A 26,849-nucleotide genomic window follows, 5' to 3' on the forward strand; every position below is an offset into this window, starting at 1 on the left:
GAACGATAGGTTCGGCCGGGATCGGAAGCGTCCCCGGCCTGTTTAGCGAGTTTTTTAACGTGGCTGCAAGCCGGCCGGCTCAAATGACCACGGAACGGGCAAAAGCTACCGTCTTGGGCGGTTTTCGTCAAGTCGCGGCCCGGATCGACCGGATTTGCCTCCGGGCCGTGGGCCGAAGCATGCCGTCATTTCTCTTTGCTTTCGCCGCCCTGACTGCCTAATCAGGACATCAACCGCAGCGGTGACGGCACTGGCCGCTCCGCATTGGAACGCCTCAACAGCCCAAGCTCTTCAACAGCCCAAGCTCTTCAACAATACAAGTCAGACATGTCCCAACGTCCGCCCGCGCCACCATCGCTCCAGGAACTGCGCAAGGAGATCGATGCGATCGATGAGGGCATGCATCGCCTGTTGATGCAGCGCGGCGACATCATCGACCGCCTGATCCAGGTGAAGCAGACCCAGGAGGTCGGCTCGGCGTTCCGCCCGGCGCGCGAGGCCGCCATGATGCGCGACCTCGTGCAGCGCCATCGCGGCATCCTGCCGCTCGACACGGTCGAGAGCATCTGGCGCGTCATCATCTCGACCTTCACTTATGTGCAGGCGCCGTTCTCGGTGCATGCCGATGTCTCGGTGAGCGAGCCGGCGATGCGCGATTCCGCGCGCTTCCATTTTGGTTTTACGGTGCCCTACGTCGCGCATTTCAGCGCGCAGGCCGCGGTCGAAGCGGTGGCGAAATCCAAGGGCGATCTGGCGCTGGTCTCGGCGACGTCCAGCCGCACGCCATGGTGGCTCTCGCTCGAGCAGGAAGGCGCGCCAAAAATCATCGCGCGGCTGCCCTTCGTCGAGCGCGCCGATCATCCGGCGGCGATGCCCGTGTTCGCGGTCTCGCGGGTCGCCGACAGCGCGCTGGTGACGGAGGTCGAGACCTTCAGTGTCCGCGTCTCCGGGTGGAACGCCGAGGTCGCGCGCGCCCTGTCGCCGCTCGCCGAGATCGTGGCGGTGCCCGACGCTGCCTTCGACGGTGCGGCGCTGCTGGTCTCGGTCACGGGCGCGACCAGCATCGACAAGATCAGGGCCGCCCTGATCGAGGCGGGGGCCTCGGTGCGCTCCACGGCCCTCGTCGGCAGCCACGCAACGCGCTATACGGTGCCCCCGACCGGGGCGAAATCGTAAACCGCGCGCCACGCCCCGCCATTTTCGGAGTTGAAGATGTCCCGCCCCGTGCCGAATCCCGGCATTCTCGATATTGCGCCCTACACGCCCGGCAAGAGCCCGGTCGCCGAGCCGGGCCGCAAGGTGTTCAAGCTCTCGGCCAACGAGACGCCGTTCGGGCCCTCGCCCAAGGCGATCGAGGCGTTCAAGCACGTGGCCGATCATCTGGAAGACTATCCGGAAGGAACCTCGCGCGTGCTGCGCGAGGCGATCGGCCGCTCTTTCGGGCTCGACCCCAACCGCATCATCTGCGGCGCCGGCTCGGACGAGATCCTCAACCTGCTCGCGCACACCTATCTCAGCCACGGCGACGAGGCGATCTCCACCACGCATGGTTTCCTGGTCTACCCGATCGCAACCATGGCGGTCGGTGCCAAGAATGTCGTCGCGCAGGAGACCAACCTCACCTGCAACGTCGACGCCATCCTGAAAGCCGTGACGCCGCGCACCAAGCTGGTCTGGCTCGCCAACCCCAACAATCCGACCGGGACCTATGTGCCGTTCGACGAGGTCAAGCGGCTGCGCGCCGGCCTGCCCTCGCACGTGCTGCTGGTGCTGGACGCCGCCTATTGCGATTACGTCTCGCGCAACGATTACGAGATGGGGATCGAGCTCGTCGCCACCACCGATAACACGGTGGTGACGCACACCTTCTCCAAGATCCACGGCCTCGCGGCGCTGCGCATCGGCTGGATGTTCGGCCCCGAGCACATCATCGACGCGGTCAACCGCATCCGCGGCCCCTTCAACGTGTCGACGCCGGCGATGTATGCCGCGGTCGCCGCGATCGAGGACACTGCGCACCAGGCGATGTCGAAGCAGTTCACCGAGACCTGGCGCAACTGGCTCACCGAGGAGATCGGCAAGCTCGGGCTGAAGGTGACGCCGAGCGTCGCCAATTTCGTGCTGATCCATTTCCCGACCGACGGGGGCAAGACCGCTGACGACGCCGATGCCTTCCTCACCAAGCGCGGGCTGGTGCTGCGCGCGCTGAAGAACTACGGCCTGCCGCATTCGCTGCGCATGACCATCGGCACCGAGGAAGCCAATCGCCTCGTGGTCGAAGGCTTGCGCGACTTCGTGGCCGGCAGATGAGCGCGGATCCGCACTTCCAGCGTGTCGCGCTGATCGGCTTCGGCCTGATCGGCGGCTCGATCGCGCGCGCTGCGAAGCTTCAGGGCCTGGCAGGCGAGATCGTCACCACCGCGCGCTCGGAGAAGACCCGCGCGCGGGTGATGGAGCTCGGCATCGTCGACCAGGTCGTGGCGACCAATGCGGAAGCGGCGAAGGATGCCGATCTCGTCATCCTCTGCATTCCCGTCGGCGCCTGCGGACCTGTGGCGCAGGAGATCGCCGCGCATCTGAAGCCGGGGGCTGTTATCTCCGACGTCGGCTCGGTGAAGGGCGCGATCGTCAGGGACATGGCGCCGCATCTGCCGAAAAATATTCATTTCGTGCCGGCGCATCCGGTGGCGGGCACCGAGCATTCGGGTCCGGATTCCGGTTTCGCCGAGCTCTTCATCAACCGCTGGTGCATTCTCACCCCGCCCGAAGGCGTCGACGCCGCGGCCACCGATCGCCTGCGCGCGTTCTGGGCGGCGATGGGCGCCAAGGTCGAGGTCATGACGCCGGATCATCACGATCTCGTGCTCGCCATCACCAGCCATCTGCCGCATCTGATCGCCTACACCATCGTCGGCACCGCCGACGAGCTGGCGCAGGTGACGGAATCCGAGGTCATCAAGTTTTCCGCCGGCGGCTTTCGCGATTTCACCCGCATCGCCGCGTCCGACCCGACGATGTGGCGCGACGTCTTCCTCGCCAACAAGGAGGCCGTGCTGGAGATGCTCGGCACCTTCACCGAGGACCTCGCCAAGCTCACCCGCGCCATCCGCCGCGGCGACGGCGAGGCCCTGTTCGACCACTTCACCCGCACCCGCGCCATCCGCCGCGGCATCGTCGAGATCGGCCAGGATTCGGCGGCTGCGGATTTCGGCCGGCAGCACGGGCAGCTCGGCAACAAGCCTTAGCGCGCTCACACTCCGTCGTGGCCGGGCTTGTCCCGGCCATCCACGCACATCCGCGATTACAGAGAGACGTGGATGCCCGGGACAAGCCCGGGCATGACGACGGAGCGTTTGGCGGCCGTGCCGCGCTAATACAACGGCGGGATCTGGCCGACCTTGACCGGGCCGAGCAGCACGGCGCCGTCGACGAATTTCAGCGGGAAGCTTCTCGCCTTCTTGCCTTCCAGCGTGCTCTCGGTGCCGATCGAATTGATGCCGGCGGCAACGCCGGCATTGGCGTTCTGCTTGATGACCTTGCCGAGGCCGGGCACGGCGCGATCGAGCGCGCCGAAGAGGTTGTTGAGATCCTGCGACTTCACGCCGGGCGCAACGCGGTCGAGCGTCGCCTGCGGCACGCCCTCCTCCAGCATCTTCTCGATGCCGAGCGCCGGGATCACGCGCTCGAGGCCCGTCACGGTCATCTGCAATTCGCCGTCGAGCCGGCCGTTGGCCGAGAGGGCGAGCGTGCCGGCCGCAACCGCGATCATCTCGCCCTGCTGGATCCGCGACTGCACGATCTCGATGTGACCGCCGGCGGCCTGGATCTCACGGAAGCGCTGCGGCCAGGGTTTTGGCGTCAGGTCGGACAGGCCGGTGACCTTGGCGCGCGTGTCCGCCTCGAACGGTTCGGCGAGCAGGGGATGAACGCCCTGGATGCTGCCCTGGGCGACATGAAGCACGGTCTCGATCACGGGATGATCGGCCGGCGATCCCTCCGCGAGGCGACCGTGCAGCTCGACCTGCTTGGCGCGCGCAAGCGGCACCTGCACGCTGCCATCGAGCCGGTTGAGGGTGGGTTCGTCGAACACGATGGAGGCGCGGTCCGGCACGGCCGGCAGGCCGACCACGCTGCTACGGCCCTTGCTCCAGTTCACCACGAAGGTGTTTTGCGTGACGCCGTCGGTCAGGGTCGCGGGTGCGGAGAATTCGGCGATGACGAGCTTGGGATCGTACACCTGAGCGACGACCAGGATGTTGTCGAGCTTCGCCGTGAACGGCGTCTTGCTCGCATTCTGCGAGACCAGAGCGACGCTGGCGCCGGAGCACTGGACCTCGAAGCGGAACGGGAAGCCCGCGATCGAGCGCTTGGCGCAATCATAGATGCGGCCGGACTTGGCCTCCTGCGCCCGCCAGGCGTCGGCGGCAATCTCGGCCTGCGACGCCGCATAGAACCAGAAGCAGCTCCACGCCACGGCGAGGATCAGGACGAGAACGGGTGCGATGAAAAGGCCCCAACGGGAACGGCGGCCTGCGGCAACGGTCATATTGGACATGCGGCGACCCTTTGACCCCAGATTCAGGCAAATGTAAGCGAGGCTCGCCTGCGACGAAAGGCGGAGAATTCGCTTCGCTTGGGGGCGCGGTTCTGGTAGCCGTGCCCGAAATGTCGGAAATCACCCTCCCCTCCGTCACTACAGCCAACGGCGACCTCTGGGTGTTCGGCTACGGCTCGCTGATGTGGCGGCCGGGCTTCGCATTCGAGGAGCGCGTCCCGGCCAGGCTGGTCGGCGAGCACCGCGCGCTCTGCGTCTATTCCTTCGTGCATCGCGGCACGCCCGAGAAGCCAGGCCTTGTGCTCGGGCTCGACCGCGGCGGCGCCTGCCGCGGCATCGCCTTCCGCGTCGCTGAAAAGAACCGCACTGAGGTCGTCGCTTATCTGCGTGCGCGCGAGCAGGTCACCTCGGTCTATCGCGAGGTGATGCGCTCGGTATGGCTGGAGAACGATGCTCGGCAGCGCGTCTCCGCGCTCGCCTATGTCGTCGACCGCGGCCATGTCCAATATGCCGGCCGGCTGTCGCTCACCGAGCAGCACCGCCATGTCATCCAGGGCCACGGCCAGTCCGGCGCCAATCGCGACTATGTGACGGCGACGGTGAAAGCGATCGAGGCCGAAGGCTTTCGCGACACGCAGCTGCACCAGCTCGCATTGATGTTGCATGGTGATGCGCATTCCCTGCACGCGCCGACGCCGACCGAAGATCGAGAGAACCGCTAGCTCTCCGATGGAGCATAACTCGGCGCGGAGCCGATCAATTGCTCCTGCTCCTTCCGGCCCGCTTCGACGAGACGGCTGGTCGCGTCCTCGATGGCCGTTTGCACGCGGGAGAGAAACTGGTCCTTCGGCAGGCCCGGCGGCAACGGATCGAGGAACTCCACCACCAGCGTGCCGGGATAGCGCATGAAGGTGCGGCGCGGCCAGAACAGGCCGGAGTTGAGCGCGATCGGCAGACACGGCACGCCGCAGGACGAATAGATCTGCGCAAAGCCGGTCTTGTAGTCGGGGGGCGCACCCGGCGCGCGGCGCGTGCCTTCGGGAAAGATGACGAGCTGCCGGCCGCTGCGCACCGCCTCGCGCGCCCGCCGCGTCATGTCAAGCAGCGCCTTCACGCCGGCATTGCGGTCGATCGCGATCATTCCGGTCTTGACCAGGAACTGACCGAACACCGGGATCTGCATCAGCTGGCGCTTGAGGATGAAGATCGGCCGGTCGAAGAAGCCCGGCAGCACGAACGTCTCCCAGAACGACTGGTGCTTCGCCACGATCACCAGCGGCCCCTGCGGAATCTTCTCCACACCCCGGAATTCCACCTTGATGTTGCAGACCACGCGCATCAGGACCAGCGTCGCCTTCGCCCACCACTTCGCAACCGTCAGCATCGCGCGCGGCGGCAACGCGAAGGTCGGCAGCGCCACGATCGCGAGGCACACCAGCACGGCGTAGAACAGCACGTTGAACACCAGCGAGCGCAGGAAAATCAGGAACATCGATGGTCCGATCAATTTGCCGATCAATTGGCCTGTGCAGTGTTGGGCCGCTTCGGCTGCACGCTTGCAGGCTGCTCCGATATCTCGGGCGAAAGGTCAATCCCGAAATTCTCCAGCCTTACCCTGAGCTCGGCCGCGACGTACTTGACATATTCCGACAGCAGCAGCCGCAAGGTGGACGCCGAGGTCCACCACGGCTCCTCGCGCCATTTGTCGCCAACCACCGCGAACGGGATCAGCGTCGTCTGCGGCATCGCATGCGAGAACTCCACCAGCGCGCGCGGCATGTGATAGTTCGAGGTGACCACGATCAGCGATTGGAAACGGCGCCTCTCGGCCCAACGCCGCGCCTCCGCCGCATTGCCGCGGGTCGAGAGCGCGGTCCGGTCGAGATCGACGCAACAGGTCATGAAGGACTGGTTCTCCGGCAAGGTCCGGGAGATATCGCTCGCCGTGGAGGTCGGATGCACGCCGGAGATCAGCAGCCGCCTGCCGTAGCCGGCAGCGAGCAGCTCCATCGCATCCGACACCCGCGAGGAGCCGCCGGTCAGCACCACGATGCCGTCAGCCTTGCGGCTTGGGGCGATCTCGGCGCCGCGCAATTGCGACAGGAACGCGATGAAACCCGCCGCAGCGCCGACGAAGGCGAACGCGATTGTCGACACCAATGCCGCGCGCAGCCAGCCGCGCGGCAGGTTCGGCGATCGATCGGCGGTCGGCGAGGTCATGTGATGTCGGTGATCCCTTCCCTGAGGTGATTTTATGACGTTTTGAGACGAAGTGGAGTCCGGTTTCTTCACCCTCTTCCCTTGCGGGAGCCGGGTGAGGGGTTCTCTCTGCGAACTCTCATCGACGTTTGTACGCTTGGACAGAGACCCCTCATCCGGCGCCATAGCCGAAGCTTCGCTTCGGCGTTCTTAAAAACGGCGGCCGGAGGCCGCCTATGCCACCTTTTCCCACAAGGGGAGAAGGGAAGACGACAGACTCAATCCACATCATTCAGCGTCGCAAACAGCGTCTGGCGCGCGGCCACTGCGGTGATGGCGCCGATCAGCACGGCCTGGACCGCGAGCACGATGTAGCCGGATGGCCGCAGCGAGAAAGTGCCGAGCAGCGCGGCGAACTGGTCGCCGACGGGGGTACCGGAAAACCAGCCGGCGATCGACTCGGAGAAGCCGAACACCAGCATGGCGGCGCCGCCGCCGATCAGGCCGCCCTCCAGCCCCAGCCTGAGGAAATGACGCAGGAAGTGGTTGGCGATGTAGCGGTCGCCGGCGCCGACGAAATGCAGCACCTCGACGATCGGACGGTTCGCCGCCATGGCGCCGCGGGTCGCGAACGAGACGGAGATGATGGTGGCGATGATGACGAGCGCGAGAATGCCGAGGCCGGCGAGCACGGTGGCGTTGGTCATCGAGCGCATCCGCTCGATCCAGGCACGGTGATCGTCGACGCTGGCGCCCGGCGCGACCTGGGTCACGCGCGCGCGCAAGGTGCCGAGATCGAGCGACGTGCCGGGCTGCACACGCGCGATGATCATGCGCGGCACCGGCAGATCGTCCATCGACAGCCCGGTGCCGAGCCAGGGCTCGAGCAGCTTGCCGCTCTCCTCCCTGCTGAACGGCTTGACCTCGACGATGCCGGCTTGAGCGCGCATCGCCTCCGTCACCGCTGCGGTATCGCGTTCGAGATCGCGGCCGGCCTGCGGGCGAACCTGGATGGTGATCTCGCTCGCAACGTCCGACTGCCATTCGGCGGCGGAGGCGCTGACCAGCAGCACCGTGCCCGTGGTCATCGAGGCGAGAAAGGTCATGATGGCGACGACGGCGACCAGCGCGCGGCCGTGGATCGAGGCGCGCGGCACGATCGGCGACATGTTGCGCGCCTTGGCCGGGAGCTGCGGACGCTCCTGTCCGAGGTCGACCAGTACGCCGCGCTCGTCGGTCCTACTCATAGACGTGCAGCCGTCCCTGGTGCAGCACGAGCCGCCGTGCCTCGTACTGGTCCATCAGGCCGATGTCGTGGGTCGCGATGATGACGGCGGTGCCCGATTTGTTGAGCTCGATGAAAAGCCGCAGCAGGCGGCGTCCGAGCGTCGGATCGACGCTGCCGGTCGGCTCGTCCGCGAGCAGCAGCTGCGGCCGCGAGATCACGGCGCGCGCGATCGCGGCGCGCTGCTTCTCGCCGCCCGACAGGATCGGCGGCAGCGCGTCCATGCGCTCGCCGAGCCCGACCCAGCGCAACAGATCGATCACTTCCTTGCGATAGCTCGACTCGCTGCGCCCCATGACGCGGAACGGCAGCGCGACGTTCTCATAGGTCGTCATGTGATCGAGCAGGCGGAAATCCTGGAGCACGATGCCGATGCGCTTGCGCAAATCGGCGATCTCGTCCTTGCCGAGCTGCGAGATATCATGACCAAACAGATTGACCAGGCCCCGCGTCGGGCGATGCGACAGGAACAACAGGCGCAGCAGCGAGGTCTTGCCGGCACCAGACGGGCCGGTGAGGAACTGGAACGAATGCGCCGGGATCTGGAAGCTGAGGTCGCGCAGAATCTCCGGCCCCAGACCGTAACGCAATCCGACATTTTCGAACCGAACCAAGCTCAGCTCCGTTCGAGAGGGGCGCGGGTCGCACTGCTGCGCTCCGCCATACGCGATCAACGGGTTTTGCGGCCGTTATGGTTTCCGGTTCGTTAACGGTCGCCCTGTAACATACATGGTCAAGTCCTCGTTCATGCATCAAGGCTCGTCCATGCATATCGTCTGCCCCCATTGTATGACATCCTACGCCATCAAGCTTGCGAGCCTTGGGGCGAACGGACGGGCGGTCCGCTGTTCCCGCTGCAAGGAGACCTGGATCGCCCATGCCGAGGATGCCATCGAGGAGGCATCCGTCCCGGCCATGGCCGCAGCCAGCCAGGCCGACGACCAGTCCGACCTCGCCGAGCAGTGGAACTCCTATGCCAAGGACGACGGCGCCGCTGATGCGCCTGTCGTCGACAGTCCCTCGATCGCCAGCGACTGGCCCGATGAAGAGGCCAAGGAAACCGAGGACGAGTGGTCAGCGGCGGCCCGCGAGGCCGAAGAGGAGGTCGTCGGCGCGCAGCACCAATCCTGGTTCCGCGGCCTGTTCGGCCGCCGCGGTGCGCGGGTGAGCCGTCCGGTCGCGACCGCGGCGCCGCGAAAATCCCATTTCGGCCTGCCGACTGCCTGCGCCGCCATGGGCGCGCTGGTGCTGGCGCTGGTAATCTGGCGCGGCGACATGGTGCGCCTGCTGCCGCAGACGGCGGCGTTCTACAAAATGGTAGGGCTCGAGGTGAACCTGCGCGGCCTCGCCTTCAAGGACGTGAAGCTGTCCAGCGAGACCGTGGACGGTAAGCAGGTGTTGGTGATCGAGGGCGTGATCGTCGGCGAGGGCAAGAAGCCACTCGACATTCCGCGGCTGCGCTTCGCCGTGCGCGACGGGCAAGGCGCGGAGATCTACGCCTGGAATACGGTGCTGGAGCAGACCGTGCTGCGGCCCGGCGAGCGCGCTTTTTTCCGCTCTCGCCTCGCCTCGCCGCCGCCGGAGGGCCGCAATATCGACGTTCGCTTCTTCAACCGGCGCGACATCGCCGGCGGCAGCGTATAATCAGCTTGCAGAGTCCTGTACGGGAAGGTTCGTCCCAGAGGTTGATCTGATGCCGAAAATCCTGATCGCCGACGACGAGGATTCGATGCGCACGCTGGTGGCGCGCGCCATCGCCATGGACGGCCACGAGACCGTCACCGCACAGGACGGCGCCGAGGCGCTGGAGATCCTGACCCGCGAGGACGGCGCCTTCGACCTGCTGCTCACCGACATCCAGATGCCCATCATGGATGGCATCGCGCTGGCGCTCTCCGCCGCGCGCGATTTCCCCGATCTGACCATCCTGCTGATGACCGGCTTCGCGGACCAACGCGAGCGCGCCTCGAACCTGAATGCGCTGGTGCACGACGTCGTGACAAAACCGTTCTCGGTCGCCGACATCCGCACGGCGGTGGCGGACGCGCTCGCGGCGAAGAAGGGGTAGCGCGAAGCTGCCGCCTTATACTCCGCTGTCATGCCCCGGCTTGACCGGGGCATCCAGTACGCCGCGGCGGACGCGGTGAGGGCGCGATCTCCAATGCAGGCCTCTGGAATACTGGATCGCCCGGTCAAGCCGGGCGATGACAGTGAGCTAGGGGTGAGTTCGCCTCAAAAATCCTTCAGCAGCCGCTCGATATAATCGAGCTCGATCTGCGGGCGCGAGCTGTCGCCGAGGCGACGGCGGAGCTCTTCGAGGATGCGACGGACACGCTGGGCGTCGATCTCGCCGGGGATCTTGACGGAGTAGTCGTCGCTGAGATCGCGACCGTGAAGCGGGCGGCCCAGCGGATCGGTCTGATTGCCGCCGCTCTGCTGACGACCGGCCCGATTGCCGGGACCATCGCCCTGCCCGTCGCCATCGCCCTGCTGCATCGCCTCGGCCATCTTCTGCGCGCCCTTGCGCATCGCATCGAGTGCCTTGCCCTGCGAATCCACGGCACCGTCGGCGTTGCCCTCGCCAAGTTTTGAACCGGCATCGCCCATGGCGCCGTCCGCGGTGTCGAGGCTGCCATCGTCATCGCCGTCGTCGCCGTCCTGATCGCCGTTCTGGCCCTGGTCGCCCTGCTGGCCTTTCTGCCCCTGCTGACCCTGCTGCCCCTTCTGACCCTTTGGTCCCTTCTGCGCGAGGCCGCGCTTGGCGAGTTCGTCCTGAAGCTTCTTCAGGCGGTCGCGCAGCGACTGCTGATCCTGCTGGAGGTCCGACATCGACTGATCGCCCTGCTTGCCGCGCGAGCGGTCACGCCGGGAGTCCTGACCCTGCTTGAAAGTCTTGTCGCGCAATTGCTGCTGCTTGCGGATCATGTCGCTGAGCTCGTTCAGCGCCTGCTCCATCTCGCTCTCGCCGGACTGCCCGGGCTGCGCCATCTGGAGATTTTCCATGATCTGCGCGAGCTGCTCGAGCATGCGCTGCGCGGCCTCTTTATTGCCCTCGCGGGCAGCCTTCTCGATCTGCCGCAACAGATCGTCCAGATCCCGCTGGGTGATGACGGAACGATCGCGATTGGAGGATTGGCTTCTCTCCGTGGCGCGCTTGTATTCCTCGAGCTTCTGAATGGCGTCGGATTGGTTGTTCAGGCTCTTCCCGGACTCCTTCTGCCTGAGGCTGTCGCCGGAATCCTGCATCGCCTTTTCCGCGCTGTCGAGCAGCGCATCGGGATCCTGATCCTGCTGGGCCAGCGCGGGGGGAACGCAGCCCAACAGGACGGCGAGACAGGCGATCGAGATCGCCTTCAAGACTGGCACGCGTGCTAGCTTCCGCATTTCCGGTCCCGCGTAAACTGGTTGGCCTTGTCGTCCCCCGCCTTGTTGGCCCGGTTGTTCGCCGACTTCCGATAGGCTTGAAGCTGCTCGCGCAAGACGTCCTGCTGCTGCGCCAGCTCTGCGAGCTGCTCCGGCGTCGCATGCTGGGTCTTCTGCCGCAGCTCGATCGCCTTGTCGAGGATGAGCTGGACCTCCGCGGGGAACGGTTGCCGGGCACCGAGCGGATTCTGCTCGGCACGCCGGGCGAGGTCGCGCACCTTGCCGGCCATGGCCTCACGAAGCTTCTGCGTCAGCACCCGGAGCTCGTCCTCGCTGGCACCGCGGTCCAGCGCCGCCTTGAGCGCGTCCTGCGCCGAGCGCAGCGCGGCGTTGACGCTGCCGGCGACACCGTCGTCCTCGATGGTCGTCGCGAAGGCCCACATGCTCGCTACAACGTTGCGCAGCGCATCGTCAGTGCGGGCAGCCTCGAGCTGGCTCGCAAGGCTGCGGAGGCCGAGATAGCAGCCGGCATCCGGCGTGAACAATTCGGGTGCGATCATCAGCGCGTCGAGCGCGGTGTAGACGTCGGAATTCCTGTTGGCGTCGAGCGCGAGGATGCGGCGTTGCTCGATCAGTGCGCGCGCGAGCGAGTTGGTGAACAGGCGCTCCGGCAGGCGCATGTTGAAGGGTTCGCTCTTGGCCTCGTTGCCGGCCTCGTCTTTGGCGGTCAGCGTCAGCGTAACGTCGGCGCCGGCATACGGATCCTCGCTGAGGTCCTTCACCGTCTGGCCGACGCCGTTGCGGGTGCGCGCGTTCGGCAGCACGAGCGGGAATTGCGGCGGTTCGAACAACGGCCGCGCCGCGGCCTTGCCGTCGGAATCCTTGCGGCCATCCTTGACGGCATCTTTGACGTCGGCGGGACGCAGGGCAATGTGCGCATCCGCGCCGGTGACGCCGTAATCGTCCTCGATCTTGTAGGAGAGCTGCAGCCCGCCGCGCGCCTGGCGCTCGGGATCCTTGGCAAGCGCGATCGTCGGCGCACGGTCCGGCGTGGCCGCAAACGCCCATTGCGGCTGGCCGGACGGCGCGCGGACACGCGCGGTGCCGTCACCGGTGATGGCAAAATGCTTCTCGTTGGTGCCCTTGGGTGCAGCCTCCGCAGGAGCGACCTCCTTGAGACCGCCGGAGACGGCGACATCCAGACTGCCGCCAGAGGAGCGCACGATCAGGGTCGAGCCTGCGGGAACGGCGAGCGGGCCGGAAGCCGGCAGCGCTGCAGCCTCCTTGTTGGCGGCCGACAGGATGATCGGCGGCTTGCCCGTGTAGAGCGGCGGGGTGACCCAGGCATCGACACGAACATTTGCCGGCGCCAGCACGCCGTTCCAGTCGAAGGCGGCCCCGAACCGCATCGCGCGCTCGTCGCCGGCGGCGAAGAAGGTCGCGACCAGCATCACCATGACGAGGGCGCGCAGCGCCCAGGGATCATGGAGCGCGAGTCGCGGACGGGGCAGACCGGCGCGGATGCGCTTGATCGAGGCCAGCGTACGCTCGCGCTGCGCCTGCCACAGCGCCTGTGCGACCGGATCTTGCGAGGACAGTGTGTCGGTCAGCGTCGTCGCCGGGCGGTGACGGATGCCGGAGCCACGATCGAGCCGGGCCAGCGCCTCGTCGCGACTCGGCCAGCGGAAGCGAATTAGGGGCAACAGGACGGCAACTGCCATGGCGGCGAAAACGACGAGACCGATGGCACGGGCGATGAACGGCAACGCCAGCCACAGGCCGGCCCAGGACACCACCAGGAACAGGCCGACGACGGTCAGAAGCCGCGCCAAATTTGGCCAGGCACGCTCCCACGCGATGGCATAGATGGCCCGATCGAGGGCCTGCGCCAGCTTCAACCGCGACAGAGCGTCACTGTTGCGGATCGGGTCTGACGGGTCGGGGGTGACGCCGTTCAATCAACTCTCCAGGTTGCCCGGTAGAGAGGAGCCTATCACAACGGCAGCACTGAGGCATCCGTTCCCGTACGGGAGACACCCCTTTTCCCGCATAACACGAGGACGTGACTGGCCCCGCCCAACCCCGTAATTTCCGCGCGCCGCCCGAGAGAAACGCAAGGGAAGTAAGGGAAACGCCATGGACAAGAAGATGCACGACAAGGGCCTGGAAGTCCGCAAAGCGGTGCTGGGCGAGGCCTATGTCAACAACGCCCTGAAGAACGTCGATGATTTCAACCGTCCGTTCCAGGAGATGCTGAACGAATATTGCTGGGGCGCGGTGTGGGGCCGCGAGGAGCTGCCGCGCAAGACCCGCAGCATGCTCAACATCGCCATGATCGCGATCCTCAACCGCCAGCACGAGTTCCGCGCACATCTGAAGGGCGCGCTCACCAACGGCGTCAGCCGCGAGGAAATCCGCGAGATCCTGATGCAGGTCGCGATCTATGGCGGCATGCCGGCCGCAGTCGACAGTTTCCGGATCGCGCGCGAGGTATTCGCGGAGATCGACGGCAAGGCGTGAGCCGAACAAACAGCTTTCAACGTATTGCTCCGTCATTGCGAGCGGAGCGAAGCAATCCAGAAATCCCTCCCCGGACACATTCCTGGATTGCTTCGTCGCTTCGCTCCTCGCAATGACAACAGGAAGGAAACACCATGGACATCGGATTCATCGGGCTCGGAAACATGGGTTTCCCGATGGCGCGGCGGCTGATCGAGGCGGGACACAGGCTCGTCGTGTTCGACACGCGCAAGGAGATCATGGGCAAGCTCGTGGCGCTCGGCGCTACGCAAGCGACATCGCCGAAGGATGTCGCCGATCAGGTCGAGACTGTCATGGCGAGCCTGCCCTCGCTGCAGGCGTCGCTCGAGGTCGCAACCGGGGCGAACGGCGTGATCGAGGGCAGCCGCGCAAAACGCTTCATCGATCTCTCCACAGTCGGCTCGGCGATGGCCGCGAAGATTCACGGCCTCCTCGCCAAACGCAACATCGTGCAGATCGACTGTCCCGTCTCCGGCGGCGTCGGCGGCGCCGAGAAGGGCACGCTGGCCGTGATGGTCTCCGGGCCGAAGGCGGAATTCGAGCTGCTCAAGCCCGCGCTCGACGTGATCGGAAAAGTGTTCTTCATCGGCGAGAAGCCCGGTGCGGCTCAGACCATGAAGCTCGCCAACAATTTCCTGTCGGCCACCGCGATCGTGGCGACGTCGGAAGCCGTGGTGATGGGCGTGAAGGCCGGGCTCGATCCCGCCGTGATGATCGACGTCATCAATGCCGGCTCCGGCATGAACACGGCGAGCCGCGACAAGTTTCCGCGCTCGGTGCTGCCGCGCACGTTCGACTTCGGCTTCGCCACGGGGTTGATGGTGAAGGACGTGCGGCTGGCGCTGGAGGAGATGAAGCAGCTCGGCCTGTCGATGGAAGTCGCCGACGCGGTCGGGCGGTTGTGGGAGACCGTGATAGCTGCGGAAGGCGCCGAGTCCGATTTCACCGCGGCCATCAAGCCGATCGAGACAAAGGCCGGGGTCGTGGTGGGCGGAAAGATGGACGGGTTGGCGGGACAATAACGCGCGGTCATCCTGGATCGGTGCACGCCGATCCAGGATCCCGCCCCATTGCCGACCGGTCGGGTCAGCGATTATCGTCCCGGCGTCCGTCCTTGCAGAAGCTCGGATCGATTGCGCTTGCGCGATAGTCGAGCGGGCCATCGAACTCGTCCTTGTACTTGACGAGGACATCGGGGCAGACCGCCTCCGCCGTCTCGAGATTGCCGCCACAGCTCCAGTTGGCGGCATCGTTGACGTCACCCGTTCCCTTGTACTTTGCCGTTTGCGGATAGGGGCACAACGGCCGCGACAGTGCCGGCGCCAAACTGCGACCGATGACCTGGTCCGGCGCGACGCCTTGCTCGACCCAATTTACGAGCGCGGCAAAGTCGGCGCCATTTTGCGGCCAGGGCCCCGTAGTGCCGAGGCCGAAGATCGGCAGGCCACAATGGCCGACGCCGGGTGCGTGATACAGGCGGTAGAAGCTCTGCACGCCCTCGAAACCGGTTCGATCGTGATTCCTCTGATAGCGCTCTGCCATCTGCCGGTAGTAGTTGAGAACACCGCGCGGATAGATGAACTGGTCGTTGGCGCCGAGGAAGGTCATCAACTTCCCACCACGGGCGCGGAAGGCGTCGAGCGGGCCGAATGTGTCGGTCACATCGGCGATGTTGCGGGAGCCCGCTTCCGCCACTCTGGGATAGGACAGCCCCTTGCCCCCGAGGCTGACGGTATTCCACTTGGTCGATGGCGGCGCGAAGCTCGGATCGATCAGGTTCCATTCGAACTGGGTCACGCCAAGCGGAAACGGCGTCGGACCGTCGAGGATCGAGAAGTCGCTGCCGCGATCCAACCCGAACCAGATACGATTGCCATGCTTGTTGCGCGGACCGTCCCAGATCTTGTCGACCGCCACCGCCTCGTCCGCGGTCAGGCAATTCGGTGACGCCGGGGCGCTCGGCCGCCCACATATGTTAGCCTTGGCGCTGAAGCGGCAGGTGCGGGGATCGTTGATGATGCCGTCGACCACGCCGTCATGGGCGTCGCAGGCCGCGATTGCCGATTTCTGCGCTGCGAGCAGCTTGGCAGGAGGGATCACTCCGCTCGGGCTCTCGCCTGCCTGCTCGAACATTGCGATCTGGCCCCACATCTGCGCGGTCTGGAAGCGCGTCCAGTACATCGCGGGAGCGCTGGCGAGGACGCCGTCGAGCTGGCTCCCGAGCTCCTGGGCCAGCAGATATCCCTGCCGACCGCCCGTCGAGCATCCGTTCCAGTAATTATAGCTGGGCGGCTTGCTGTAATAGGCGGTCGCAATGCGCTTCGACCACAGGATCTGCTGCTTGATCCCGTTGCGGAAGAAATCCTGGATGAACTGGAGATTGTAGGTATGGTCGGCATTGACGCCGGGCGTGCAGTCGCCGCCGGCATGACCGCCATCCGTCCCCGACCCGACATAGCCGGCATTCACGGCCGCATCTACGTTGAGATTGCCGGCGCATCCGCCGCCGCCAAGGCCTTCGGTGCGACCGTTCCAAGCGCCCACGGTCCCGCCTGCACCGCCGTCCGCGGGGCTGAGCGGCAATCCTATCGCGATCGTGATGTTCTGGCTCGGACTCGTGCCGTAGACCAGCGTGACGCCGCAGTACTTCGTGCTGGCAGGAGCCGCCGTCGTCTTGATAGCGCTGGTCGCCGACTTGATGGAGGGATTGTTCGCCAGCTCGAACCGCGGATCCGTCGCCAGGCCCGCGCATGTCGGTGCCGCAAGTGCCGCGGCAGCGTTCGGCAGCGCGACCGCGCCGGCGACCAGCGCAATGGTGGATGCGCAAACGCGCAATAGAATTCGTGAACACTCCATGATGCCCTCCCCGATCTGTTGGTATTTTCGGGAAGTCGTAGCATCACGATGCGAGGGTGCCGTAGAACAAGGTCGTCATCGGCTGGAACAAAACCTTCCGGCGACAGATTTTTTCCGGGGACCACGGGCGCACCGGAGAAGCGCAACAGCACGCGTCAGGAGCGCGCGCCCTTCGCTGCCCTCGCAAGCCTTGCCGTCTCGGACGGCGCTTCTCCAAAGCAGTCGCGATATCTCGACGCGAAATGCCCCATATGCGCAAAGCCCCACTTCAGCGCGACGTCGTGGACCGACAGCGCATTCAGCGGTGATGACAATTCCGCTTGCACCGCCTCGAGGCGAATCTGCCGCAGATAGGCCAGCGGCGTCACGCTCCTGAAGCGGTGAAATCCGTACTGCAGGGATCGCACGCTGATGCCGGCCGCCTCCGCCACCTCGCTCAATGTCAGCGCCTGGTGCATGTTGGCGCGCATGAAGTCGATCGCCTCCCTGATCTGGCGCGGCGTGGCGTCTTGCTGCCGGCGCTGGCGATCGCTGAAACCATGCGGGAAATTCAGGAAGACCAGCCGCAGGATGGCTTCGCCGAGCAGCGCCATGGATTTCTCGGATCGAAGCGCCTCGTCGCGCATGCCGGCTCCGACGGCTTCGGCCAGCGCCGTGAGCATGCGGCCCGCGGGACCTGCAAGATCGAGCCGCGGGTTAAGCTCCATGCTGCGCAGCGATCCACCCTCGAAAATGCCGGACAGCACCTTCCGCACCGTCGCGACCTCGAATTCCAGCGTGACGTGCGCGTGCCTGCCGCGGCCGGCATAGGCGATCGCGCTGACTTCCGGCACGCTCAATGCCAACGCGTAATTGTGGTCGATGGCCACGGTCCGATCCCGCACCCTGCCGCTCACCGTCCCCGAACTCGGCAGCACGAGCCCGAGCCTCTCCTTGCGGTGCGAGAGGCGGCAGGTCCAGTCGATCTCGGACTCGACATCCCACCAGGAGAATCCGCTCGTCGCGGCAAACTGGCCGCGCCAGCGGAATGCGCTTCGGCCGCCGTCCAGATCAATCCGCGCATGAGGAACGAGCCGATTGAACGTGCTCAGGAACCTGTCGAAGCTCTCATCGCGGCTACTGAGATCGGTGAACATCGGACCATGTCCGTTGGAAGCGGGACAACCGGCGGAACTCAATCCCAAACGCGCAACCTTGTCCAGCACGCGCAGCTCCTGCGTCAGGAGACGCTTCGCTGGAGAATCTCATGGTCTTAGGATGACCTCTGACCCGTACCTTGGCAAACCGCGAGAAACTCGTACGATGGAACTGCCGTTCTTCCATCTCTACGGTGAGCCCCCCGACCCTCGCGCGTTCAATTTCGTCCATGCCGAGACCATCCCGTCGCGCTGCTCGCTCCATGACTGGCGGATCAGCGTTCATCGCCATGCCAATCTTCTGCAGATCCTCCTGATCGAGCACGGCGGCGGCGAGGTCCAGTACGAGACCTCGATGATCCCCTTTCACGCCCCCGCCATCATCGTGGTACCTCCGACAATGGCTCACGGATTTCACTTTCAATCGTCGACGAGCGGCTGGGTGGTCAGCTTCACGGAGGACGTGGCACGAACGTTCGGCGACGCTGCGGGAGACACGGTCGCGCGCCTGAAGCGGCTGACGATGGCCCCCGTGGTTTCGATCGCGGAGAACGACATGGCCCGCCTATCCGACCTGAGTGCGCGCCTCAGCGAAGAGCGCCTGCTCTCCCGCGAGGGATTCAATGTCGCCGTGAACAGCTACCTTGCCCTGATCGCAGTTGAAGTCGGGCGCCTGGCGATAGGCCGGAGCGGCACCGCAGCCCATTTCAACGACGCAGTGATCGAAAGACTGCTCGAGCTGATTGAAAGTCATTTCCGCAGCCGGCGGCTGCTAAATTTTTATGCGGCGAAGCTCGCGATGACGTCCGACGGCCTCAACAAGCACGTGAAGCGCATGACCGGCGTGACGGCCGGACAGCTGATTAGGCGACGGGTCGTCACCGAAGCAAAGCGGCAACTGGCGTTCTCGGATCAGCCGATCAACGAAATTGCGTATGATCTCGCCTATGCGGATCCCTCGCATTTCGTGCGTTCCTTCCGCAAGGAAACCGGTGTCACCCCGCGGACCTTTCGCACCAATGCCGGTCGATTGGCCTGATCGCCTGGCAATCCCAAATCGCGCCGCGATTGCGCGTTGCCGCCGGTTGTTTTTCAGGTTTTGCGTCCGCTCACAGCCACGGCGCCGGCGTATCCATCGCGATCAACTGCTCGACCTCGATGCGGGGACGGACCACCGCGTACTGATCGTCCTTCACCAGCACCTCTGGCACCAGCGGCCGGGTGTTGTAGGTGCCGGCCTGCACCGCGCCATAGGCACCTGCGGTCATGATGGCGAGGAGATCGCCGGGCGCGGGCGTCGGCAGCGTGCGATCGAGCGCGAGATAGTCGCCGGTCTCGCAGACCGGGCCGACGACGTCGGCCGTGATGGTGGCGGCGCCCGTGGCGGGCTGCTTCACCGGCAGGATGTCGTGATGCGCCTCGTACAGCGTCGGGCGAATGAGGTCGTTCATGGCAGCGTCGATGATGACAAAATTCTTGCCGTCACCGTGCTTCACGTAGATCACCTTGGCGACCAGGATGCCGGCATTGCCGACGATCATGCGGCCGGGCTCGAACATCAGCGTGCAGCCGAGATTGTGGCTGACGCGCTTGACCATGGCGGCATAGGCGGCCGGCGCGGGCGGCGCCTCGCGGTCCATGTAGTAGGGAATGCCGAGACCACCGCCGAAATCGACGTGGCTGATGTTGTGACCGTCGGTGCGCAGCGTCTGCACGAATTCGGACAGGATGCGGAACGCGGTCTCCATGCCGGAGAGCTCGGTGATCTGGCTACCGATATGCACGTCGGTCCCGGTCACCTCGATGCCCGGGAGTTTCGCGGCGCGGGCATAGACCTCACGGGCATGCACGATCGGGATCCCGAACTTATTCTCGGACTTGCCGGTGGAGATCTTGGCGTGGGTGCCGGCATCGACATCGGGGTTGACGCGCAACGAGATGCGCGCGGTCTTGCCCATCTCGGTGGCAAGGCGAGACAGCAGCTCGAGCTCGGGCTCGGATTCGACGTTGAGGCAGAGGATGTCGGCGGCAAGCGCAGCACGCAGTTCGGTTTCGGTCTTGCCGACGCCGGAGAACAGGATCTTGTTCGGCGGAATGCCGGCGGCCAGCGCACGCTTCAATTCACCGCCGGAGACCACGTCGGCGCCGGCGCCCAGCTTGGCCAGCGTGCGCAGCACCGACTGATTGGAGTTCGCCTTCATGGCGTAGCAGACCAGCACCTTCTCGCCGGCGAAGGCCTCGGTGAAGACGCGATAGTGCCGCTCCAACGTCGCGGTCGAATAGCAATAGAATGGCGTGCCGACGGTCGCAGCCAGCTCGGACAGATTCACCGCCTCGGCGTGCAGCACGCCGTTGCGATAGTCGAAATGGTTCATGGCTTAGGCTCGGTTGTCCCGGCTTATTTCTTGCCGGGAGGTTCGTCCAGGAGCGGGTCGAGAATAAACGGTTTCTTCCGGCCCTTGGCCGCCGCGGGCTCGGCATCCGCACCTGAGGCTGAGGTGGGATTGAACATGCTCGACGTCTTCTGGGCTGCGGTCTCGGTGTCGACAGGCGCGGCGCCGTTGGCCGTCGGCGCGTTGGTGGCGGTCGGCGGCAGATCCAGCGGACCTTTGCGGCCGCAGCCGGCAAGCGCAAGCGCTGTCAGGCTCAAGACAATGATGGCCCACCCCGAGCCGGCCGGGCGAAACTTTGACGTCACGACGAAATCCCCACTACGCGGGCCGCACCATACAGAGATTGGCACGCTCTGGCGAGAGCCCGGATGACCATGAAACATCAGCGAAATTTTACCCTCAGCCCAATTTTCGCTCTTTTTCCAGCCGCTTCACCCAGGCCTTGGCCTGGGCCGTCACGTTCTTCGGTGCGGTGCCGCCGAAGCTAGTGCGGCTCTTCACCGACGATTCGACCGAGAGCACGCCGAACACGTCCTTGGTGATTTTCGGTTCGATCGCCTGCAGCTCCTTGAGCGGCACCTCGTGCAGCGCCACGCCGCCCTCGGCGGCCTTGGCGACGATGCGGCCGGTGACGTGATGGGCCTCGCGGAACGGCATTTTCAACGTCCGCACCAGCCAGTCGGCGAGGTCGGTCGCGGTGGCATAGCCCTCGCCCGCGGCCGCCTTCATCTTGGCTTCGTCGGGCACGAGATCGCGGACCATGCCGGTCATGGCGCGGATTGCCAGCGAGAGCGCGGCAAAGCCCTCCATGGCGCCCTGCTTGTCCTCCTGCATGTCCTTTTGATAGGCGAGCGGCAGGCCCTTCATCACGATCAACAGACCGTTGAGCGCGCCGATGACGCGGCCGGTCTTGGCGCGCACCAGCTCGGCGGCATCCGGATTGCGCTTCTGCGGCATGATCGACGAGCCGGTGGTGAACTTGTCGCTGAGCCGGATCATGCCGACCAGCGGCGAGGTCCAGATCACGATCTCCTCGGCAAACCGCGACATGTGCACGGCGCAGATCGAGGCTGCCGACAGCGTCTCCAGCACGAAGTCGCGGTCGGAGACGGCATCGAGCGAATTCGCCATCGGACGGTCGAAGAGAAGCGCCTTCGCGGTGGCGTGGCGGTCGATCGGAAACGAGGTGCCCGCGAGCGCGGCGGCGCCGAGCGGCGATTCGTTCAGCCGCTTGCGCGCATCCTGAAAACGGCCGCGATCGCGTGCGGCCATCTCGACATAGGCAAGCAAATGATGGCCGAAGGTCACCGGCTGCGCGGTCTGCAGATGCGTGAAGCCAGGCATCACGGTTGCGGCATGCTCCAGCGCGCGTTCGACCAACGCATGCTGGAACGCCGCAAGCGCCGCGTCGGTCTCATCGAGAACGTCACGCACGTAGAGACGGAAATCGGTCGCGACCTGGTCGTTGCGCGAGCGCGCGGTGTGCAGGCGGCCGGCGGCGGGGCCGATCAGCTCGGACAGGCGGCTCTCGACATTCATATGAATGTCCTCGAGCGCGCGCTTGAACTCGAAGCCGCCCTTGCCGATCTCTGACAAAATCGTGTCTAGACCCTTGCCGATATTTTTCGCATCAGAGCCCGTGATGATGCCCTTCGCGGCGAGCATCGCAGCGTGGGCCTTGGACGCGGCAATGTCCTGGGCGTAGAGGTGACGATCGACGTCGATGGAGACGTTGATCTCTTCCATGATCTCATCGGGACGTTCCGAGAACCGGCCGCCCCACATCTTGTTGCTCATGATCCCCTGCTCACGCCTTGATTTGCCGCACGTTTGCTGGCCGGTGCCAGCCGTATTAAGAGGCCCCTGATAGCCATATCTGCGACCGGATGACAAACGATATGCTCGACAAGACGCCCTCCGCCACGCGCCGGGTCCCCCTCGTCATCGCCACCGTGGCAGTCGGAGGGCTGGCCGGCTTCGCCGCGCTGTACGGACTGGGCCTGAGCCGCGCCCCTTCAGGCGATCCGACCTGCAAGCCGGCGGTGGCCACGGCGCAAAAGATCGCCCCGCTCGCCCATGGCGAGGTGGCGGCGCTGACCATGGCAGCCGCCCCGCTCAAGCTGCCCGACCTCGCCTTCGAGGACGTCGACGGCAAGCCGAAAAAACTGTCCGATTTCCGCGGCAAGACGCTGCTGGTGAACCTGTGGGCGACCTGGTGCGTGCCATGCCGCAAGGAAATGCCGGCGCTGGACGAGCTCCAGGGCAAGCTGTCGGGCCCGAATTTCGAGGTGGTGGCGATCAATATCGACACCCGCGACCCCGAGAAGCCGAAGTCCTTCCTGAAAGAGGCCAACCTGACCCGGCTCAGCTATTTCAGCGATCAGAAAGCCAAGGTTTTCCAGGATCTTAAGGCCATAGGCCGGGCCCTGGGCATGCCGACCTCGGTGCTGGTCGATCCGCAAGGCTGCGAGATTGCGACAATCGCGGGGCCGGCGGAATGGGCGAGCGAGGACGCGCTCAAGCTGATCCGGGCGGCGACCGGCAAGGCCGCAGCGTCACTCTAAGAATGGTCAGGCGGTGACGTTGAGGTTGCCACCGACGCCGGCACCGACATTGGCCAGCGAAGGCTGACCGGCGCCCATCAGCGTCAGGACGGTGGATTTCTCCATATCCATGTTCTGCTTGGTCAGCGTCGCCGAGATATTCGACTGCAGCGCGCCTTGCTGAGCGGCCAGCATGGTGCTGACCATTGCCATCATGTCCATTACGCGAACCCTCGTACCGGCCGTAACCTAGGCGCGAGAGGTTAACGGGACATGAAATGACGAAGCGATGCCAGCCGAGGCAATGGTGCCGTAGAGTAGGCAAAGGCGCACTTGCGCCGTGCCCACCATCTGTCCGCAAATGGGTTGAAGCGGTGGGCACGCTTCGCTTTGCCCACCCTACGGCACTTGCGTCCGAGGCACGAGACTGCCTCTACCTTGTCGGAACCGGCTTGGCGCCGCGGTAATCGTAGAAGCCGCGCTGGGTCTTGCGGCCGAGCCAGCCGGCCTCGACGTATTTCACCAGCAGCGGGCACGGACGGTACTTGGAGTCGGCCAGGCCTTCGTGCAGCACCTGCATGATGGAGAGGCAGGTATCGAGCCCGATGAAATCGGCGAGCTCGAGCGGCCCCATCGGATGGTGCGCCCCGAGCTTCATCGCCGCGTCGATCGCCTCGACATTGCCGACGCCTTCATACAGCGTGTAGATCGCCTCGTTGATCATCGGCAGCAGGATGCGGTTGACGATGAAGGCCGGGAAATCCTCGGAGACCGCGACCTGCTTGCCGAGCTTGGCGACGAACTCCTTGGACGCCTCGAAGGTCGAATCGTCGGTGGCGATGCCCCGGATCAGCTCCACCAGCTCCATCAGCGGCACCGGATTCATGAAGTGAATGCCGATGAAGCGCTCGGGGCGATCGGTCGCGGCGGCGAGCCGCGTGATCGAGATCGAGGAGGTATCGGAGGCAACGATCGCCTCCGGCTTCAACACCGCGCAGAGCTCGTGGAAGATCTTGCGCTTGACCTCTTCCTTCTCGACCGCGGTCTCGATCACGAGGTCGCAATCGGCGAGATCGTCGAGCTTTTCGGCGGGCGTGATGCGCGCCATCGCCTTGGCCTTGTCGTCCTCCGAGACGGCCTTCTTGGAGACCTGTCGCGCCAGATTGCCGTTGATGGTGGCCATCCCCGACTTGAGGCGGTCGGCCGAGACGTCGTTGAGCACCACGTCGAAGCCGGCCAGCGCCGCAACGTGCGCGATGCCACTGCCCATCTGACCCGCGCCGATCACGCCGACCTTCTTGATCACTGCCGCCATCTTGTCATCCACCGGAACGGCGCGCATGTCGCGCCTGCCTACCCCGAGCCGGGAGGTCCGATTTAATCAGAACCTTGGCTCGAAACCTAGATTGGATCGCTTCGAAGGCGTGCCCCACGCCAAAGAAAACGCCTCAGAAATGAAACACCGGCCGGAGTTTATAGCTCCGGCCGGTGTTTTTGGCTCGTTTTACTTGCCGAGCTTGCCGAGCTCGGCCGTCAGCTCCGGAACCGCCTGGTAGAGGTCGGCGACCAGGCCGTAATCGGCAACCTGGAAGATCGGCGCGTCCTCGTCCTTGTTGATCGCGACGATCACCTTGGAGTCCTTCATGCCGGCCAGATGCTGGATGGCACCGGAAATGCCGACGGCGACATAGAGCTCGGGGGCCACGACCTTGCCGGTCTGGCCGACCTGCCAGTCGTTCGGCGCATAGCCGGCGTCCACCGCCGCACGCGAGGCACCGACACCGGCCCCAAGCTTGTCAGCGAGCGGCTCGATGTACTTGGCAAAATTCTCGCGGCTCTGCATGGCGCGGCCACCGGAGACGATGATCTTGGCCGAGGTCAGCTCGGGACGGTCGCTCTTGGCGACTTCCTCGCCGACGAACGACGACAGGCCCGGATCGGCCGCCGCCGCCACGTTCTCGACCGCGGCGCTGCCGCCTTCGCCCGCTGCGGCGAAGGTGGAGGTGCGCACCGTGATGACCTTCTTGGCGTCCTTGGACTTCACCGTCTGGATGGCGTTGCCGGCATAGATCGGGCGCTCATAAGTGTCCGGGGCGACCACCTTGATGATCTCCGAGACCTGCATGACGTCGAGCAGGGCGGCAACGCGCGGCATCACGTTCTTGAAGCGCGACGTCGCGGGCGCGACGATCGCATCATAGGACGGGGCCAGCGAGACGATCAGCGCGGCCAGCGGCTCGGCAAGATCGTGCGCATAGAGGTCGCCGTCGGCGAGCAGCACCTTCTTCACGCCGGCAAGCTTGGCGGCGGCATCCGCCGCGGCCTTGGCGTTCTGGCCGGCAACCAGAACCTCGACGTCCGCGCCGAGCGCGGCAGCCGCGGTCAGGGCCTTGTTGGTCGCATCCTTGAGCGACGCATTGTCGTGTTCGGCAATCAGAAGCGTCGTCATCAGAGCACCCCGGCTTCGTTCTTGAGTTTCGACACCAGCTCGGCGACGTCCTTGACCTTGACACCCGCCTTGCGGCCCGCCGGCTCTGTCGTTTTGACGACCTCGAGCCGCGGAGCGACATCGACGCCGTAATCGGCAACGGTCTTGTCCGCGATCGGCTTCTTCTTGGCCTTCATGATGTTGGGCAGCGAGGCGTAGCGCGGCTCGTTGAGACGCAGATCGGTGGTGACGATCGCCGGTCCCTTCAGCTTGACGGTCTGGAGGCCGCCGTCGACTTCGCGGGTGACCTTGAAGTCGGAGCCTTCGACCTCGAGCTTCGATGCAAACGTCGCCTGCGACCAGCCGAGCAGCGCGGCCAGCATCTGGCCGGTCTGGTTGCTGTCGTCGTCGATCGCCTGCTTGCCGAGAATGATCAGGCCCGGCTGCTCTTCTTCGGCGATCTTCTTCAGGATCTTGGCGACCGCGAGCGGCTCGACGCTGCCTTCGGCTTTCACCAGGATGCCGCGGTCGGCGCCCATGGCAAGACCGGTGCGGATCGTCTCCGACGCCTGCGCCGGTCCAATGGAGACCACAACGACCTCGGTGGCCTTGCCGGCTTCCTTCAGGCGCAGCGCTTCCTCGACCGCGATTTCGTCGAACGGGTTCATCGACATCTTGACGTTGGCGAGTTCAACGCCCGATCCATCGCTCTTGACGCGGACCTTGACGTTGTAATCGACCACCCGCTTTACCGGCACTAAGACCTTCATCGATCCTCTTTCACTCAATTTGGGAGGGGCGTTATCAACTGGCGCGGAACCTAAAGGCCTGATCTGCCCCGGTCAACGCGCGAACGGGCCTAATTTTAGCCTTCTGAAATGCGGCGGCTCGATGGGTCAGCGGTTCTGGCCCGGAACCCACAGCACGTCGCCGGCACCGTTACCGTTGGCGGCTCGGCTGGCCACAAAAAGGAAGTCCGACAGGCGGTTCATATATTGAATGCCAGCTGCGCTGACCGGCTCGCCGGGCCGGGCCGCCAGTTCCACGATCACGCGTTCCGCCCTGCGGCATATCGTGCGCGCCACATGCAGATAGGCAGCGGCCGGCGTGCCGCCGGGAAGCACGAAGGAGGTGAGCGGCTTGAGCTTGTCGTTGAGCGCGTCGATGTCGCGCTCGAGCCGTTCGACCTGGCTCGCCACCACGCGCAGCCGCTCCGCCTTGCCTTCACGTTCGGGTACCGCGAGGTCGGCGCCAAGATCGAACAGATCGTTCTGGATGCGGCCGAGCATCGCGTCGAACTCGGGCATGTCGCCGGTATGGAGCCTGACGACGCCGATGGCGGCGTTGGTCTCGTCGACGGTGCCATAGGCTTCGATGCGCACATCGTATTTCGGACGCCGCTCGCCGGTTCCGAGCGCCGTCGTGCCGTCGTCACCGGTCTTCGTATAGATGCGATTCAACGTGACCATGGAGACCTCTTAATTTTGGGGCATGATCCTGTCGGAAAACCGCTTCCCATTTTGCGCTAACGCGGCCCGTCGGGTCCGGAT

The 26,849-nt window shown here is 65.2% G+C and carries 27 protein-coding genes and 1 riboswitch; of the genes, 10 read left to right on the plus strand and 17 right to left on the minus strand.

Annotated features, from left to right (window positions below):
- Window positions 1-21 precede the first annotated feature (21 nt).
- A riboswitch (SAM riboswitch) is annotated at window positions 22-101 on the minus strand.
- A gap of 226 nt (window positions 102-327) precedes the next feature.
- From IVA81_RS00065 to IVA81_RS00075, 3 genes are read left to right on the plus strand one after another with little or no spacing between them, the layout of a single operon-like run.
- Window positions 328-1,176 (plus strand): chorismate mutase, encoded by an 849-nt coding sequence (locus IVA81_RS00065; RefSeq protein ID WP_247310438.1) that lies wholly within the window; start codon window positions 328-330, stop codon window positions 1,174-1,176.
- A gap of 36 nt (window positions 1,177-1,212) precedes the next feature.
- Window positions 1,213-2,310: a histidinol-phosphate transaminase gene (gene hisC, locus IVA81_RS00070; protein ID WP_247310441.1), complete on the plus strand. Its 1,098-nt coding sequence runs from the start codon at window positions 1,213-1,215 to the stop codon at window positions 2,308-2,310.
- A complete protein-coding gene (locus IVA81_RS00075; protein WP_247310444.1) occupies window positions 2,307-3,245 on the plus strand; it encodes a prephenate/arogenate dehydrogenase family protein in 939 nt (312 codons plus the stop codon). The genes hisC and IVA81_RS00075 overlap by 4 nt, the downstream gene beginning before the upstream one ends.
- A 125-nt stretch (window positions 3,246-3,370) precedes the next feature.
- On the opposite strand, the gene IVA81_RS00080 is transcribed toward IVA81_RS00075, so the two are convergent.
- Window positions 3,371-4,555 carry a DUF2125 domain-containing protein gene (locus IVA81_RS00080; protein WP_247310447.1) on the minus strand — a complete coding sequence of 395 codons (1,185 nt, stop codon included), beginning with the start codon at window positions 4,553-4,555 and terminating at the stop codon, window positions 3,371-3,373.
- 110 nt (window positions 4,556-4,665) lie between these two features.
- On the opposite strand from IVA81_RS00080, the gene IVA81_RS00085 reads away from it, so the two are divergent.
- On the plus strand, window positions 4,666-5,277 hold the full coding sequence (locus tag IVA81_RS00085; RefSeq protein WP_247310450.1) for a gamma-glutamylcyclotransferase: 612 nt from the start codon (window positions 4,666-4,668) through the stop codon (window positions 5,275-5,277).
- On the opposite strand, the gene IVA81_RS00090 is transcribed toward IVA81_RS00085, so the two are convergent.
- From IVA81_RS00090 to ftsE, 4 genes are all read right to left on the minus strand, one after another.
- On the minus strand, window positions 5,274-6,047 hold the full coding sequence (locus tag IVA81_RS00090; RefSeq protein ID WP_247310451.1) for a lysophospholipid acyltransferase family protein: 774 nt from the start codon (window positions 6,045-6,047) through the stop codon (window positions 5,274-5,276). The genes IVA81_RS00085 and IVA81_RS00090 overlap by 4 nt on opposite strands.
- A 23-nt stretch (window positions 6,048-6,070) precedes the next feature.
- A complete protein-coding gene (locus IVA81_RS00095; RefSeq protein WP_247310453.1) occupies window positions 6,071-6,775 on the minus strand; it encodes a YdcF family protein in 705 nt (234 codons plus the stop codon).
- Between the two features lie 257 nt (window positions 6,776-7,032).
- Entirely contained in the window at window positions 7,033-8,001 is a 969-nt protein-coding gene (locus tag IVA81_RS00100) for an ABC transporter permease (protein WP_212079822.1), read from the minus strand.
- Entirely contained in the window at window positions 7,994-8,653 is a 660-nt protein-coding gene (gene ftsE / locus IVA81_RS00105) for a cell division ATP-binding protein FtsE (protein WP_063694655.1), read from the minus strand. The genes IVA81_RS00100 and ftsE overlap by 8 nt, the downstream gene beginning before the upstream one ends.
- Window positions 8,654-8,804: 151 nt before the next feature.
- Between ftsE and IVA81_RS00110 the strand changes: the two genes are divergently transcribed.
- Complete coding sequence (locus IVA81_RS00110) at window positions 8,805-9,683, plus strand: MJ0042-type zinc finger domain-containing protein (RefSeq protein WP_247310456.1); 879 nt, start codon at window positions 8,805-8,807, stop codon at window positions 9,681-9,683.
- Between the two features lie 49 nt (window positions 9,684-9,732).
- Window positions 9,733-10,107 (plus strand): response regulator, encoded by a 375-nt coding sequence (locus IVA81_RS00115; protein WP_028139933.1) that lies wholly within the window; start codon window positions 9,733-9,735, stop codon window positions 10,105-10,107.
- A gap of 164 nt (window positions 10,108-10,271) precedes the next feature.
- On the opposite strand, the gene IVA81_RS00120 is transcribed toward IVA81_RS00115, so the two are convergent.
- Both IVA81_RS00120 and IVA81_RS00125 read right to left on the minus strand, forming a co-directional pair.
- Window positions 10,272-11,423, minus strand: coding sequence for a DUF4175 family protein (locus IVA81_RS00120; protein ID WP_247310458.1), 1,152 nt, complete (start codon window positions 11,421-11,423; stop codon window positions 10,272-10,274).
- On the minus strand, window positions 11,411-13,360 hold the full coding sequence (locus IVA81_RS00125) for a TIGR02302 family protein (RefSeq protein ID WP_247310464.1): 1,950 nt from the start codon (window positions 13,358-13,360) through the stop codon (window positions 11,411-11,413). The genes IVA81_RS00120 and IVA81_RS00125 overlap by 13 nt, the downstream gene beginning before the upstream one ends.
- A 178-nt stretch (window positions 13,361-13,538) precedes the next feature.
- Here IVA81_RS00125 and IVA81_RS00130 point away from each other — a divergent pair, with 178 nt between their 5' ends.
- Both IVA81_RS00130 and IVA81_RS00135 read left to right on the plus strand, forming a co-directional pair.
- Complete coding sequence (locus IVA81_RS00130) at window positions 13,539-13,922, plus strand: carboxymuconolactone decarboxylase family protein (RefSeq protein WP_122400782.1); 384 nt, start codon at window positions 13,539-13,541, stop codon at window positions 13,920-13,922.
- A 134-nt stretch (window positions 13,923-14,056) separates the two neighbouring features.
- A complete protein-coding gene (locus IVA81_RS00135) occupies window positions 14,057-14,965 on the plus strand; it encodes an NAD(P)-dependent oxidoreductase (RefSeq protein ID WP_247310467.1) in 909 nt (302 codons plus the stop codon).
- A 64-nt stretch (window positions 14,966-15,029) separates the two neighbouring features.
- On the opposite strand, the gene IVA81_RS00140 is transcribed toward IVA81_RS00135, so the two are convergent.
- Together IVA81_RS00140 and IVA81_RS00145 are read right to left on the minus strand one after the other, a co-directional pair.
- Window positions 15,030-16,799: a tannase/feruloyl esterase family alpha/beta hydrolase gene (locus IVA81_RS00140; protein ID WP_247310470.1), complete on the minus strand. Its 1,770-nt coding sequence runs from the start codon at window positions 16,797-16,799 to the stop codon at window positions 15,030-15,032.
- A 155-nt stretch (window positions 16,800-16,954) separates the two neighbouring features.
- On the minus strand, window positions 16,955-18,004 hold the full coding sequence (locus tag IVA81_RS00145) for a helix-turn-helix transcriptional regulator (RefSeq protein WP_247310473.1): 1,050 nt from the start codon (window positions 18,002-18,004) through the stop codon (window positions 16,955-16,957).
- 97 nt (window positions 18,005-18,101) lie between these two features.
- On the opposite strand from IVA81_RS00145, the gene IVA81_RS00150 reads away from it, so the two are divergent.
- Window positions 18,102-18,974 (plus strand): helix-turn-helix domain-containing protein, encoded by an 873-nt coding sequence (locus tag IVA81_RS00150; RefSeq protein ID WP_247310476.1) that lies wholly within the window; start codon window positions 18,102-18,104, stop codon window positions 18,972-18,974.
- A 70-nt stretch (window positions 18,975-19,044) separates the two neighbouring features.
- Here the strand turns inward: IVA81_RS00150 and lysA are convergent, their stop codons facing one another.
- From lysA to argH, 3 genes are all read right to left on the minus strand, one after another.
- Window positions 19,045-20,310 (minus strand): diaminopimelate decarboxylase, encoded by a 1,266-nt coding sequence (gene lysA / locus IVA81_RS00155; protein ID WP_247310480.1) that lies wholly within the window; start codon window positions 20,308-20,310, stop codon window positions 19,045-19,047.
- Between the two features lie 23 nt (window positions 20,311-20,333).
- The gene (locus tag IVA81_RS00160) at window positions 20,334-20,633 is read right to left on the minus strand and encodes a lipoprotein (RefSeq protein ID WP_247310483.1); all 300 of its coding nucleotides are present in this window, start codon (window positions 20,631-20,633) and stop codon (window positions 20,334-20,336) included.
- Window positions 20,634-20,727: 94 nt separating this feature from the next.
- Window positions 20,728-22,125: an argininosuccinate lyase gene (gene argH, locus IVA81_RS00165; protein WP_247310487.1), complete on the minus strand. Its 1,398-nt coding sequence runs from the start codon at window positions 22,123-22,125 to the stop codon at window positions 20,728-20,730.
- Between the two features lie 101 nt (window positions 22,126-22,226).
- Here argH and IVA81_RS00170 point away from each other — a divergent pair, with 101 nt between their 5' ends.
- Window positions 22,227-22,892 carry a TlpA disulfide reductase family protein gene (locus IVA81_RS00170; protein WP_247310490.1) on the plus strand — a complete coding sequence of 222 codons (666 nt, stop codon included), beginning with the start codon at window positions 22,227-22,229 and terminating at the stop codon, window positions 22,890-22,892.
- A 6-nt stretch (window positions 22,893-22,898) separates the two neighbouring features.
- Here the strand turns inward: IVA81_RS00170 and IVA81_RS00175 are convergent, their stop codons facing one another.
- The 5 genes from IVA81_RS00175 to IVA81_RS00195 all read right to left on the minus strand — a co-directional run bounded on the left by IVA81_RS00175 (window position 22,899) and on the right by IVA81_RS00195 (window position 26,768).
- Window positions 22,899-23,093, minus strand: coding sequence for a hypothetical protein (locus IVA81_RS00175; RefSeq protein ID WP_091960250.1), 195 nt, complete (start codon window positions 23,091-23,093; stop codon window positions 22,899-22,901).
- 211 nt (window positions 23,094-23,304) lie between these two features.
- On the minus strand, window positions 23,305-24,186 hold the full coding sequence (locus tag IVA81_RS00180) for a 3-hydroxybutyryl-CoA dehydrogenase (protein ID WP_063203650.1): 882 nt from the start codon (window positions 24,184-24,186) through the stop codon (window positions 23,305-23,307).
- A 189-nt stretch (window positions 24,187-24,375) separates the two neighbouring features.
- Window positions 24,376-25,320, minus strand: a complete 945-nt coding sequence (locus IVA81_RS00185; RefSeq protein WP_247310492.1) for an FAD-binding protein — start codon at window positions 25,318-25,320, stop codon at window positions 24,376-24,378.
- Window positions 25,320-26,069, minus strand: a complete 750-nt coding sequence (locus IVA81_RS00190) for an electron transfer flavoprotein subunit beta/FixA family protein (protein WP_247310494.1) — start codon at window positions 26,067-26,069, stop codon at window positions 25,320-25,322. Before IVA81_RS00190 ends, IVA81_RS00185 begins: the two co-directional genes overlap by 1 nt.
- 126 nt (window positions 26,070-26,195) lie before the next feature.
- On the minus strand, window positions 26,196-26,768 hold the full coding sequence (locus IVA81_RS00195; RefSeq protein WP_247310497.1) for a cob(I)yrinic acid a,c-diamide adenosyltransferase: 573 nt from the start codon (window positions 26,766-26,768) through the stop codon (window positions 26,196-26,198).
- Window positions 26,769-26,849 lie beyond the last annotated feature (81 nt).

Origin of the sequence: Bradyrhizobium sp. 141 (genome assembly GCF_023074055.1) — a bacterium.
Lineage (GTDB): Bacteria > Pseudomonadota > Alphaproteobacteria > Rhizobiales > Xanthobacteraceae > Bradyrhizobium.

Coding starts and splice junctions, on each gene's coding strand:
- IVA81_RS00065 (WP_247310438.1), top strand. CDS start 328: ATGTCCCAACGTCCGCCCGCGCCACCATCGCTCCAGGAACTGCGCAAG.
- hisC (WP_247310441.1), top strand. CDS start 1,213: ATGTCCCGCCCCGTGCCGAATCCCGGCATTCTCGATATTGCGCCCTAC.
- IVA81_RS00075 (WP_247310444.1), top strand. CDS start 2,307: ATGAGCGCGGATCCGCACTTCCAGCGTGTCGCGCTGATCGGCTTCGGC.
- IVA81_RS00080 (WP_247310447.1), bottom strand. CDS start 4,555: ATGTCCAATATGACCGTTGCCGCAGGCCGCCGTTCCCGTTGGGGCCTT.
- IVA81_RS00085 (WP_247310450.1), top strand. CDS start 4,666: ATGTCGGAAATCACCCTCCCCTCCGTCACTACAGCCAACGGCGACCTC.
- IVA81_RS00090 (WP_247310451.1), bottom strand. CDS start 6,047: ATGTTCCTGATTTTCCTGCGCTCGCTGGTGTTCAACGTGCTGTTCTAC.
- IVA81_RS00095 (WP_247310453.1), bottom strand. CDS start 6,775: ATGACCTCGCCGACCGCCGATCGATCGCCGAACCTGCCGCGCGGCTGG.
- IVA81_RS00100 (WP_212079822.1), bottom strand. CDS start 8,001: ATGAGTAGGACCGACGAGCGCGGCGTACTGGTCGACCTCGGACAGGAG.
- IVA81_RS00110 (WP_247310456.1), top strand. CDS start 8,805: ATGCATATCGTCTGCCCCCATTGTATGACATCCTACGCCATCAAGCTT.
- IVA81_RS00115 (WP_028139933.1), top strand. CDS start 9,733: ATGCCGAAAATCCTGATCGCCGACGACGAGGATTCGATGCGCACGCTG.
- IVA81_RS00120 (WP_247310458.1), bottom strand. CDS start 11,423: ATGCGGAAGCTAGCACGCGTGCCAGTCTTGAAGGCGATCTCGATCGCC.
- IVA81_RS00130 (WP_122400782.1), top strand. CDS start 13,539: ATGGACAAGAAGATGCACGACAAGGGCCTGGAAGTCCGCAAAGCGGTG.
- IVA81_RS00135 (WP_247310467.1), top strand. CDS start 14,057: ATGGACATCGGATTCATCGGGCTCGGAAACATGGGTTTCCCGATGGCG.
- IVA81_RS00140 (WP_247310470.1), bottom strand. CDS start 16,799: ATGGAGTGTTCACGAATTCTATTGCGCGTTTGCGCATCCACCATTGCG.
- IVA81_RS00150 (WP_247310476.1), top strand. CDS start 18,102: ATGGAACTGCCGTTCTTCCATCTCTACGGTGAGCCCCCCGACCCTCGC.
- lysA (WP_247310480.1), bottom strand. CDS start 20,310: ATGAACCATTTCGACTATCGCAACGGCGTGCTGCACGCCGAGGCGGTG.
- argH (WP_247310487.1), bottom strand. CDS start 22,125: ATGAGCAACAAGATGTGGGGCGGCCGGTTCTCGGAACGTCCCGATGAG.
- IVA81_RS00170 (WP_247310490.1), top strand. CDS start 22,227: ATGCTCGACAAGACGCCCTCCGCCACGCGCCGGGTCCCCCTCGTCATC.
- IVA81_RS00175 (WP_091960250.1), bottom strand. CDS start 23,093: ATGGACATGATGGCAATGGTCAGCACCATGCTGGCCGCTCAGCAAGGC.
- IVA81_RS00180 (WP_063203650.1), bottom strand. CDS start 24,186: ATGGCGGCAGTGATCAAGAAGGTCGGCGTGATCGGCGCGGGTCAGATG.
- IVA81_RS00185 (WP_247310492.1), bottom strand. CDS start 25,320: ATGACGACGCTTCTGATTGCCGAACACGACAATGCGTCGCTCAAGGAT.
- IVA81_RS00190 (WP_247310494.1), bottom strand. CDS start 26,069: ATGAAGGTCTTAGTGCCGGTAAAGCGGGTGGTCGATTACAACGTCAAG.
- IVA81_RS00195 (WP_247310497.1), bottom strand. CDS start 26,768: ATGGTCACGTTGAATCGCATCTATACGAAGACCGGTGACGACGGCACG.